General features: G+C 50.3%; 6 protein-coding genes. 5 read left to right on the forward strand and 1 reads right to left on the reverse strand.

What is annotated here, in order from left to right; translation table 11 throughout:
• Positions 1-48: 48 nt before the first annotated feature.
• Positions 49-3,570, reverse strand: coding sequence for a pyruvate:ferredoxin (flavodoxin) oxidoreductase (gene nifJ, locus WKT05_RS03065; protein ID WP_340412857.1), 3,522 nt, complete (start codon positions 3,568-3,570; stop codon positions 49-51).
• A gap of 805 nt (positions 3,571-4,375) precedes the next feature.
• On the opposite strand from nifJ, the gene WKT05_RS03070 reads away from it, so the two are divergent.
• From WKT05_RS03070 to WKT05_RS03090, 5 genes are all read left to right on the forward strand, one after another.
• Entirely contained in the window at positions 4,376-5,542 is a 1,167-nt protein-coding gene (locus tag WKT05_RS03070; RefSeq protein ID WP_340412858.1) for a CD0519/CD1768 family membrane protein, read from the forward strand.
• Between the two features lie 92 nt (positions 5,543-5,634).
• Positions 5,635-6,009, forward strand: a complete 375-nt coding sequence (locus WKT05_RS03075; protein WP_340412859.1) for a hypothetical protein — start codon at positions 5,635-5,637, stop codon at positions 6,007-6,009.
• A gap of 199 nt (positions 6,010-6,208) precedes the next feature.
• A complete protein-coding gene (locus tag WKT05_RS03080; protein ID WP_340412860.1) occupies positions 6,209-8,737 on the forward strand; it encodes a YhgE/Pip domain-containing protein in 2,529 nt (842 codons plus the stop codon).
• Positions 8,730-10,910 carry a YhgE/Pip domain-containing protein gene (locus WKT05_RS03085; RefSeq protein ID WP_340412861.1) on the forward strand — a complete coding sequence of 727 codons (2,181 nt, stop codon included), beginning with the start codon at positions 8,730-8,732 and terminating at the stop codon, positions 10,908-10,910. Before WKT05_RS03080 ends, WKT05_RS03085 begins: the two co-directional genes overlap by 8 nt.
• A gap of 191 nt (positions 10,911-11,101) precedes the next feature.
• The gene (locus WKT05_RS03090; protein WP_340412862.1) at positions 11,102-12,442 is read left to right on the forward strand and encodes a DUF3798 domain-containing protein; all 1,341 of its coding nucleotides are present in this window, start codon (positions 11,102-11,104) and stop codon (positions 12,440-12,442) included.
• Positions 12,443-12,508: the final 66 nt, after the last annotated feature.

Below are 12,508 nucleotides of genomic sequence, written 5' to 3' on the forward strand. Positions count from 1 at the left end.
GCGAAAAAAGACCCCCGCCGAAGCGAGGGCCTTTGAGAAAAGCTGAGATTAGTTTTCTTCAGACAGTTCTTTGTAGCGTTTGTAGGTTTGTTTTGCATCTTCTTCCGAAGCGTCGAGAAGTTCTTCGCCTTCTTCGGGGGAGCGACGGAGCAAGGATGCGTAACGGTTTTCGCTCATAAGGAATTCGCGATAGGACTTGGAGGGTTCCTTGGAATCCATCTTGAAGGGATTTTCGCCCTTGGCGATGAGCTCAGGATTGTAGTGGTAAAGTTGCCAGTAGTTACTTTCGACGGCTTCTTTTTGTTGTTTCGTCGCATAAGCCATGCCCTTGGTAATACCGTGGTTGATACAGGGCGAGTAGGCGACGATGAGAGAGGGTCCGTCGTAAGCTTCGGCTTCTTTAATGACCTTGATTAAGTGGTTCATATTGGCACCGAGGGCGACCTTGGCGACGTAGATGTCGCGGTAGCTCATGGCCAACAGACCCAAGTCTTTCTTGGCGGTCTTCTTACCGGCAGCGGCAAATTGTACGACAGCACCCTTCGGGGTAGCCTTCGAAGATTGACCGCCGGTGTTGGCGTAAAGTTCGTTGTCAACGACGAGTACGTTGACGTCGGCGCCGGTTGCGAGGACGTGGTCCAATCCGCCGTAGCCGATGTCATATGCCCAGCCGTCGCCGCCGTACATCCAGAAGGATTTCTTGGTCAGTTGTTCTTTGTGAGCCAGGACATAGTCTCTTGCGACTAACGCTTCGCCGTCGAGATCCAAACGTTTCAGTGCGTCGATTACGGCGTCGCTGCGTTCGCGGGTGCCTTCGCCTTCATTGTAGTTGTCGACCCATTCCTTAAAGGCAGCTTTTGCTTCCTTGTCGTCGATGGCGGCGTTGACCTTTTCCAGTTCCATGGCGACCTTTTCACGTTGTTGACCGGTAGCCAGGTACAGACCTAAGCAGAATTCCGCATTGTTTTCAAACAACAGGTTGGACCATGCGGGACCGAAGCCTTGGTGGTTGGTGGTGTAAGGTGCGATGGGGAATGCGCAGCCCCAAGCTTGGGAACAGCCCGTGGCATTGGCGATGTACATTCTGTCGCCGAAGAGTTGGGTGAGAAGTTTCGCATAGGGGGATTCGGAACAGCCGGCACAAGCGCCCGAGAATTCGAGGAGCGGTTGTTCGAATTGACTACCCTTAATGGTGAACTTGTTCATGGGATTTTCCTTGTGGGACAAGGTCATGGCGTAATCCCAGTTTTCTTGTTCCGGAAGTTGCGATTCGAAACCTTCGAAGACAAGTGCTTTTTCCTTAGCCGGGCAAGTTTGTACACAGTTGCCGCATCCCGTACAGTCGAGGGGATCCACTTGAATGGCAAATTCGTATTGATCGAAGCCCTTGGCGGGGAGGCTGCGGAAGTTTTCCGGTTTGTTCTTTGCTTCTTCTTCATTTAACAAGAAGGGGCGAATGGCTGCGTGGGGGCAGACGAAAGAACATTGGTTACATTGGATACAGTTATCCGGTTGCCAACGGGGTACGTGAACGGCGATGCCGCGTTTTTCGAATTTCGAGGTACCCAAGGGGATGTAGCCGGATTCGTAGCCTTTAAATGCGGATACGGGCAGATCGTCCCCGTGAAGTTCCGTAATGGGAAGCATCATGTTGCGGACGTAATCCGATAAAGTCGGATCGACTTTCGGTTCTTCCACGGTGAGGTTCTTCCATTCGGCGGGAACGTCGAATTTGTGGAGGTTTTGATAGCCCACTTCGATGGCCTTGTAGTTCATGTTGACGATCTTGTCGCCCTTGTGTTGATAGGATTTCTTGGCGAATTCCTTCATTAAGCGTTCGGCTTCATCCATGGGGATGATTTCGGCGAGCTTAAAGAATGCGGATTGCAAAATCGTGTTGGTACGACGACCTAAGCCGATTTCTTCAGCCAATTCAACGGCATCGATGGTGTAGAATTGAATGTCGTTTTCTGCCAAATACTTTTTAACCTTGTTAGGCAGGTGTTCGGCGAGGGTTTCGTCGTCCCAAGTGGTGTTCATTAAGAAGACGCCGCCCGGACGAATTTCGTTGACGATGTCGTAGCGGGTAATGTAGCTTTGGTTGTGGCAAGCGATGAAGTCGCCGTAGGTAACGGCATTACTGTTACGAATCGGTTCGTGGCCGAAGCGCAGGTTGGATTTGGTGATCCCGCCGGTCTTCTTGGCGTCGTATTCGAAGTAAGCTTGAACGTACATATCCGTGTTGTCGCCAATGATCTTAATGGAGTTTTTGTTGGCACCGACGGTACCGTCGCCGCCCAGACCCCAGAACTTGCAGTTGATGATCTTGGGATTACGAATAACGAAGCTGCGATCCACCGGCAAGGAACGATAGGTAACATCGTCGACGATACCGACGGTGAAGTCGTCTTTCGGTTCGTTTTGATTTAAGTTTTCGAAGATGGCGTTAATTTGTGCGTGGTCAACGTCTTTCGAGGAAAGGCCGTAGCGTCCGCCGTAAATTTCAGGCGCATCTTTGGTATTGTTGTAAACAGCGGAAACGTCGAGATACAAGGGATCTCTGCCGCCCGGTTCCTTGGTACGGTCGATGACGGAAATCCGTTTAACGCTCTTGGGCATTTCAGCTAAGAAATGTTTTTTGGAGAAGGGGCGATAGAGGTGTACTTGTAAGTAACCGGTCTTTTGGCCTTCTGCATTTAAGCGATCGACGGTGTCTTTAACCAAACCGCTGACAGAACCCATACCGACGATGACGTGTTCTGCATCGTCTGCGCCGTAGTAATTAAAGAGGCGATAGTCCGTGCCCTTTAATTCGTTGACTTTGTTCATGTAGCTTTCTACGATTTCGGGAAGACGGTCGTAGAAGGTATTAATGGATTCTCTGGATTGGAAATAGGTATCCGGGTTTTGAACGATCCCTCTTTGTTTCGGGCGTTCCGGATTCATGGCGTTTTGTTTGTAGTGTTCGACGGCATCCCAGTTTAAAAGATTGCCCAGATCTTCGTAATCGAAGACTTCGACTTTTTGAATTTCGTGAGAGGTTCTGAAACCGTCGAAGAAATGCATGAAGGGTACGCTGCCTTCAATGGCTGCCAAGTGGGCGACGGCGGCCAAGTTCATGGTTTCTTGAACATCGCCGGATGCGAGCATGGCCCAGCCTGTTTGACGGCAAGCCATAACGTCGGAATGATCCCCGTAAATAGAAAGAACGTGGGAACCTAAGGTACGAGCGGCAACGTGCATAACGCCCGGATAAAGAGAACCGGCGGTACGGAACATACTGGGGATCATCAGGGCCAGACCTTGAGATGCGGTGTAGGTCGTGGTTAATGCGCCTGCTTCCAGCGAACCGTGCAAGGTAGCTGCAGCACCTGCTTCGGCTTGCATTTCTACTAAACGTACTTCTTGTCCGAAAAGATTCTTCTTGCCGTCAGCTGCCCAGCTATCGACTGAGGCTGCCATGGGGGAAGAAGGGGTAATCGGGAAAATTGCTGCTACTTCGGTAAAAGCGTAAGAGACATAAGCCGCCGCTTCGTTACCGTCCATAGACTTATAGACTTTTTCGGTCATGTACACACTCCTTAACATTCTTTCGAGATGATGTTCTATTGTCGGCGGACCGACAGGTGCGGGGAAGGGTTGTGTGAAAACGTTAACACATCGGGCTTCCTCGTCCTCAAAAAACATTATATACAAAGGGTTCTGAAAATGGTAGGTGAATTTCAGAATTCTATCAAAAACACAATTTCTAAAGAATTTTGTCGACAAACAACAATATTGGCGGATGTAAATTGAAAAAACAAAAAAATGAACGAAGGAAAAGGGGAAAGTTAAAACTTTCACGGTCCGAGGCAAAAATTTTCGGCTGTTTTTTAAATCAAAGGTGAGAAAAATGACGAAGCTTCATTAAAATGTGCGGACCGAATGATTCGATGGTCGAAATTTTCAGGGACAGCCGTTGCAATGGTTAACCCGGCCCGATTTTGCGCGCCCATCTTCGGCAGGCGGGAAAGTCGACGAAACAAGGGAAGCGAACCGCCGCATCGACGATAAAGCGAATCCCAAGGCGGAGGTTCACGCACGAAAGAACGATAGGAGGAAAAATTATTTTTGACGGGAAGGACGGTCGGGGTCGGGATTCCGGTTCATAGAATGCTTTTCATCGAGACGTAGTTAATTGAAAGAAGAGATAAATTCTCGTAGAAAAAGTCGTCATAAAAAAGGAGTTGGGCGATTTATTTTTCCTTAAGAGGCCGTGAAGATTTGATTGATCTCGTAGAGAAATTCGATTATAATATACATTTAAATAATCAATTCTCTGTTACCGGAGATGAATCCGAAAAATTTAGGCGCAAACAGGTGTACGGAGGTTTTTATGGACAGCATGAACGGAAAGAAGAAAGTAAAAGCCATAGGTGTCGAGACCTTTGTGTTTCTCGTTATACTTCTCGGCGGATTCTATTTAATCGGTCACAAAATGGGCGTCGGCATGATGTTCAAGACCATGATGGCCACGGCCCACGATCTGCTCTTGTCGACGGTCTTTTTAATTATGGCCATGGCCGTGTTGGCAGGCGCCATTAGCGGCGTCATGTCGGAATTCGGCGCCATCGCCCTGATTAATAAAATCTTCGCGCCCTTGATGAAACCCGTCTGGGGACTTCCCGGTGCCAGTGTCACCGGTGCCGTGGCCACCTTTTTGTCGGACAATCCGGCGATTATTTCCTTTGCAAAGGACAAGACCTTTACCCAATACTTTAGGAAGTATCAAGTGCCCGCCCTTTGCAATTTAGGGACTTCTTTCGGCATGGGCCTCATCGTCACCACCTTTATGATTGCCCAAGGCGAGGAATTTATCGCGCCGGCCATTATAGGAAATCTCGGCGCCGTGATCGGCTCCGTCGTCAGCGTGCGCCTGATGCTGATTCAAACGAAAAAATATTACGGCGACGCGGCTGAAGATCCCTACGACGAAACCTTGACGGCGGAAGATCTCGAAGGCAAAAATGAATTCCGCTACATTCGCGAAGGCAATCTCTTCCAACGCACCTTGGATGCGCTCCTCGAAGGGGGAAGAAACGGCGTGGATATGGGCGTGTCCGTCATCCCCGGCGTGCTCATCGTCTGCACCTTCGTCATGATGATTACTTTCGGACCCGGCGAGGGTGGCCAATACACCGGCGCGGCCTACGAAGGCGTGGAATTTTTGCCCTTGGTCGGTCAAAAGCTGCAATTTATCTTTGAACCGATTTTCGGATTCCAATCGCCGGAAGCCATCGCCTTTCCCATTACGGCACTTGGCGCCGTCGGGGCGGCGATTTCCCTCGTACCGAACTTTATTGCAACGGGCGTGGCCCTGCCCAACGACATCGCCGTCTTTACGGCCATGGGCATGTGCTGGTCCGGTTATTTAAGCACCCACATCGCCATGATGGACGCCTTGGATTCCAGAGAATTGGCGGGCAAAGCAATTTTGTCCCACACCATCGGCGGCTTGGCGGCGGGCATCGCAGCGCACTTCATTTTTATGCTCATCGGTTAAGACACAAAGGCGCGGAGGAATCTGCGCTTTTTTTATTGCCCTTTACGGGATTTGTGTTAAAATCATGTAGAAAACCGTGAAAGAAATGGGGAATGAATTTGCAAAGTTTGAATAAAAAAAGATTACGATGCTATGCCATTCTCGGCATCGCCATGATTTTATTGAGGCAAGGGGTAATGGCCGCGGGATTTATGCGGGCGACCACGAATTTCATCGCCGCATGGGGCATGGCCCTTGCGGGGATCGGCTTTGTCGTCTTTCACCTTGAATTGCGCCGCGGCCGGGGCATATCTCCTGAAGGCGAAGAAGTGCTCTTCGGCGGGCCGATGCTTCACGGCGGGCTTATCGTCGCCTTGTCGCTGTTCTTTTTTGCGCTGACATTGGCAAAGGGCCTGATTATCGGCGTCCTCTTCGGCGGCCTGCTTCTGCTTTTTACGAAGTTAATTCGCAATGTAAAACAATCATAGATGAACAGCCATGGGATCTCTGCGGAGATCCTGTTTTGATTTGAGGCCTGTCTTTTTTTATTTTCAAAATATGGGAAATAAATGGAGAAGGAAAAGAACGGAAGATTGTGTATTTGCCCCTGTGGCGGGTAAAAATTATAAATCGGAGAAAACCATTTAGCGACCGGTACGGATCAATCGTATTTTGGAAAGAGCCTTTATGAAAAAAGTAATGACAATTTTAAAACGGGATTTTAAGCGGATACTGACCAACGAGGCGGCACTTCTCGTTCTCGTGGGCATTTCTTTGCTTCCGTCTTTTTACGCGTGGTTCAATATTGCCGCAAACATGGATCCCTACGGAAATTTGGATCAGGTAAAGATCGCTGTCGCCAACGAAGACACCGCCGTGCCCTTTCAGGGGAAGGACCTTAATGCCGGCGACGAAATCGTGGCGGAACTAAAAAAGAACGACCAGCTCGGGTGGACCTTTGTGGATAAAGAGGCGGCCATCGAGGGAGTAAAGGCGGGGGATTACTACGCCGCCATCGTCATTCCTTCGGATTTTTCCTCGTCTTTTCTGTCCATTTTAGATGAAGGCGCCATTCGCTTCCCGGCCCTGGATTACTACGTCAACGAAAAACTCAACGCCATCGCGCCGAAGATCACCTCCACAGGGCTCGGTACTCTGGAAGCACAAATCGACAGTCGCTTCGTGGCCATGAGTTCGGAGATTTTAGGGGAAAAAGTGGCGAAGGCCACGACGGATTTCCGCGGCGAGACGGAGGAAAAGCGCGACGACGCCATTCAAAGCCTGGGCAAGGTGAGTCAAAACCTGGCGGAATATGAAACGGTGTTAAAAAACATGGACGGCGAGCTGAATCGCCTGTCGGAATTGAGCCGCGGCGCCCGCAAGGACGTCTCGGCTTTAAAGGATGCGGTAAAAAAAGGCGAAATCACTTTAGATGAAGCTTCGGCGCTCCTGGAAGAGACCCGGCGGCAAAGTGAAAAAATCGCCGGCGCCTACGAAAACATGATGGACGACATGGATCGCATGGCGCGCATGGCCGACACCTATTCCGAGAAAAAGTACTTATCTTTGGACCGAGACTTTACTTATGAAAAACAGCGCATCGAGCGCAGTCTCGTGGACATGGAATTGATTAACGACATAAACAGACGAATTCTGAGGGATTTGGACACGCTCTCGCCCATACCGAAAGAGGCGCGGCCCCTGGATGTCGTAGGGCGTTGGCAGCAAATCAATAAAAGGAACGGCGCCCTCTTGGACGCCGCGAGGGAGCAAAATGCGGCCATAAAATCGGCGAGAATCTCTCTCGAAGACAGCCACCGCACGATTCAAAATCGCCTGAAGGAATCCTCCGATGCCCTCGACGATTTAAGACTGGATTTTCGGAGCAGCGTTCCTCCGATCATGAATCAAAGCTTCGATTTGCTGAATCAAGTGGAAGGACATTTTTCTGCAAGCTTATCCACCATGCCCGTGCTCCTGGACGAATTTGATCGCCTGCTCGGCGACATGGAGGCCATGACCGAAGAGGCGCACAAAACCGTGGCGAACAGCTTGGATAGCTTGAAGCGGGCCCAAGACAGCATTTCCGGCTTGCAAAAGGATTTGGGGCAGTTGGCTCGAGGGCCCCTCTACGAAAAAATTCGCGAGGCCACCCATGTGGACGAAAAGACATTTACCACCTTTATGGAAAGTCCGGTGAAGATCAACGAACACGTGGTTTATCAAAGCGAGAACTACGGCAGCGCCATGACGCCCTTTTTCACGAACCTGGCCCTTTGGGTCGGCGGCATGATTCTTATTTCGATTATAAAAATCGACGTAGACAGAGACGAGTCCGTGGAACCATTGAGCTTTAAAGGAGCCTACGTCGGCCGCTGGGCCCTCTTTGCCTCGATCGGCCTGATTCAGGCCCTTATCGTCAGCGTCGGCGACCTGTGGCTTTTAAAGGTCCAGTGCGCCCATCCCTTCCTCTTTGTGCTTACGGCCCTCTTGTCCTCCCTGGCCTATGTGTCCATGATCTATTCCTTGGCGGCCACTTTCAGAAACATCGGCAAGGCCATCGCCGTTATCGTGCTGATCCTGCAAATTCCCGGCGCCTCCGGCACCTACCCCATCGAAATGATGGCGCCCTTTTTCCGCTCCATCTATCCCGCGCTGCCCTTCCACTACGGCATCGACGCCATGCGGGAGGCCATGCTCGGCGTGTATGGATTCCATTTGGGAAAATATTGGCTGATTTTGCTGGCCTATTTGCCCCTGTCTCTTTTCATCGGCCTGGTCGGTCCTCGGATCTTCGGCGGTCTCAACCATATTTTCGATTTAAAACTGGCGGAAAGCGAGCTGATCCACGGCGATCTTCCGGAGAAACAAAGCATTATGAGCGGCGACTTGATCCCCATGATTTTATCCCAAGATACTCGGGGCTTGGCGCAGGTGAAGGATAAGCACGCGCGCTTCTTTGCCGGCTACGAAAAAAAGAAGTACTATGCCTTTGTGGCTCTGGCCCTGGTACCCGGCATTTCCCTCTGTCTGCTCCTGGGCATGGACACCAAGATTCGCTACCTGGTCATTTGGGTCGCCTCCATCATCGCCTTTGCCACCTATTTGATTTGGCTTGAATATTACCGCCGCCGCTACGAAGTGGAAGCGGAGTGGTTGGCCCTTTCCGAATCGGAAGTATTGGATCGATTGAAAGAGAGGGACGCCCATGAATAAAATTAAGAACCATATTAAGGAAGATTTTTCCAGAATTAAAAACAACAGCATCGTCCTCGTGGTGTTTTTGGGCATTAGTTTGATTCCCTGCCTCTACGCCTGGTTTAACATTGCCGCCTCCTGGGATCCTTACAAACATACGGAGAACATTCCCATGGCCGTGGTCAATGAAGACAAGGGCTACGAGCCCACCTTGATTCCCAAAACCTTTGACATCGGCGAGAAGCTGAAAATGAACCTCGCCGTGGAAGAGACGGTGAATTGGATCTTTACGGATCGGGAAGATGCCGTGGAAGGCGTGAAAAGCGGCACCTATTACGCCGCCATTATTATTCCCGCCGATTTCAGTGAAAAGATGTTTTCATTCCTGTCTCCCGGAGGCGAAGCGCCGGAGCTGGAGTACTACGTCAACGAAAAGAAAAATGCCATCGCCCCGAAAGTTGTGGGAAAAGAAGCGGGCAATCTAACCGATTGGGTGAAAGAAACCTTCACGAAAACCCTCTACGACACGGTCTTCGATTCCCTCCTGACGTTCAAAGAAGACGGGGAAAATGCCCGCGTCGACGGGCTGTGGGATCAGCTGCAGCAACAATTGGGCCAAAGCAGCGATGCCTTAAGTGTGCAGGCCGCCACCCTGCGCTCCTTTAAACAATTGGCCGAGGCCTCGAAAGTGGTCATGAAAAGCGGCGACAATCTCATGGATACGTCCAAAAGCGCTCTGGACGAAAACATGGGGCGTATGAAGGAAGATCGAAAGGATTTAAATGAATTAAAATCCACATTAAACCTCTTTCGCCGAAACATGGAAACGGCCTTGGATAAAAACATCGCCTACATGGAAAAATTAGGCGGCGACGTGGACGATCTTTTCGAAGACGGAGAAGCGAAGCGCGACCGCTTTGTGGCCAATCGTCGGGCCGTGATCAGCACCTTGGAACAGGACATCAAAGACAAAGAAGAGATGGTGAGAAAAATCACGGATCTCAATGACGAGCTCCCCATTCCCCTTATGGGCTTGGAACGGGCGGCGGAAAAAATTTGCCGAAGCAAAGGCTACGAAGAGGCCATGCTCAAGGACCTCAAGGCCGTGGACGACGGGGAGGCCGAAGCCTACGAAGACATCGCCGCTCTGCGCCGTGAATTTCTCGACAGCAAAGAGAGAAACCAAGAGAATTTAGATGCCCTTCGCCGGGAAATCAACGAAACCATGTTTGCGCGTTTGGATTCCGTTCAAAATCAATTGGACGGCGTGGGCAAAGATACAGAAAAACTCTGGGCCGATGCCCGTCAGTCGGCGAAGGAAGTGGCCCGCCTGTCGGCCCGGCTTCAGGGAAATTTGTCCGATCTATCAAATCATATGGATCGTTCCATTGATTTAATCGACGGGGCGAAACAATCCGTCGACGACCTCTACGACAAAACCGTGGTATTGGAAAATTCCGAAGGCGTGGACAAGATAAAACTCTTTTTATCGGAAGATACGAAACAGTTGAGCCAATTTCTCGCCAAGCCCATGCAGACGCGCATCCACCACATATTTGCCGTGGAAAACTACGGATCGGCCATGGCGGCCTTCTACACGACCTTGGCACTGTGGGTCGGCGCGGTCATCCAGGTGGCGTTGATCGACGTGAAGACGCCGGCGTCCTACGAAGAAAAATACGGCGAATTTAAGCCCCACGAGCAGTATTTGGGAAGGCTCAGTCTGTTTCTGATTATCGCCACCATCCAAAGCCTGCTCATCGCCCTGGGCGACCTGTACTTTTTGGATATTCAGTGTTTGCATCCGGCTCATTTTCTCTTTACAACCTGGGTGGCGTCCATGGTATTTACCATGGTCATCTACACCCTGACCGTCTCCTTCGGCGACATCGGAAAAGCTATCTGCGTCGTGCTCATGGTGATTCAGGTGGCGGGCAGCGGCGGGACCTTTCCCATCGACGTGGCGCCGAAATTTTTCAGGACCATGTATCCCTTCCTGCCCTTCGTACACAGCATGAATGCCATGAAAGAAACCATCGCCGGTTTTTACGGCGCAACCTACACCCGGTCCCTTTTGATCCTTCAAATCTATTTGATCGGATCGTTGGTGCTCGGCCTCGTTCTCAGAAAGCCCATTGTAAAATTAAACGACCGCTTTATGGAGCGTTTGGAAGAGACCAAAATTATGTAGACAAACGAGAAAAAATCTTCTCTGTCCTTTTTGCGACGGGGAAGATTTTTTATTATAAATTGTTTCAAGAGGGAAACTAGAAAAGACTTTTATAATTCCTTGACTTTCGGACTTTAGTAGACTAGAATATTAGCAACTTAAGGAAAAACTTAAGTGCAGAAAAAAGACTTAGGGATTTAGGAGAGATGACTATGAAACTAAGAAGAAGACGCATTCTGTCCATGGCTCTCGTAGCCATGATGCTGTTAGTCTTTACGGCGGCCTGTACCAAAGTCGATACCGGAAATTCCGGTAACAAAGGCGGCGAGGCACCGAAAGAAGCGACGCGCGCAAAATTTGAAACCTTAAAAGACGGCGACCCGATTCACATCGGTATGGTAACCGGTACCGTATCTCAAGCGGAAGACGAATTCCGTGCGGCTCAAGAAGCCATTAAGAAATACGGCAACGCCGACGAAGGCGGCATGATTCGCCACGACACTTACCCCGACCGTTTCGAAGCGGAACAAGAAACCACCATTTCCAAAATTGTCGCCATGGCAGACGACCCGGATATGCGTGCTGTTATCGTGAACCAAGCCGTTCCCGGAACCTCCGCCGCATTCCAACAAATCCGCGCCAAACGCCCGGACATCATCTTAATCAACTTAACCGCACAAGAAGATACGGTAATGGCTGAAAACAGCTCGGACTTAGTATTAGATGCCGACAACGTCAGCCGCGGCTACCGCATCATCAAGGCAGCAAAAGACATGGGCGCAACGAAGTTTGCTCACATTACCTTCCCCCGCCACATGTCCATCGAGCTTTTGGCTCTGCGTCGTGCCATTATGGAAGAAGCCTGCAAGGACTTAGGTCTTGAATTTATTTCCTTAAACGCACCTGACCCCACCACCGACATCGGTGTTCCCGGCGCACAACAATACATTGCAGAAAACATTCAACCCTGGATCGACAAATACGGTAAGGACACGGCGTTCTTCTGTACCAATGACGCCCACACGGAACCCTTGTTAAGAGGGGTTGCAGCCGGCGGCGCCATCTTCGTAGAACAAGACTTACCTTCCCCGATTATGGGTTATCCGAAAGCATTCTCCGTGGACATTCAAGACAAGGCCGGTGACTGGAAAGCCATCAATGCAGAAGTTGAAAAAGCCGTTGTCGCAGCCGGCGGTTCCGGTCGCATGGGTACCTGGGCATACTCCTTAGGTTACTCCCTCACCTTAGGTGCCGTTGACTTAGTACAACAAGTACTCCACGGCAAAATGGAACTGACCAATATCGACAACATCATCGACTGCATCGACAACTACACCGAAGGTGCCAAGTGGATGGCTGTTAACTACGTGGATCGCGCAAGCGGCGAAAAGAAAGACAACCACATCTTGCTTGCACAAGACACCTATGTCTACGGCAAGGGTTACCTGGGCATGGATAAGGTCGAAGTACCTGAAAAATACATGACCATGAATATCGACTTGGATGCCATTAAAGCTTCGCAAGAACAAGCTGAAGGCGAAACAGGTGAATAATCGTTCAACACACGATCATATGCATTGGAGATAAACCAGCGATCTTCGTTGGTTTATTTCTCATTA

It is taken from the genome of Peptoniphilus sp. HCN-40583 (assembly GCF_037892835.1).
Lineage (GTDB): Bacteria > Bacillota > Clostridia > Tissierellales > Peptoniphilaceae > Aedoeadaptatus > Aedoeadaptatus rachelemmaiella.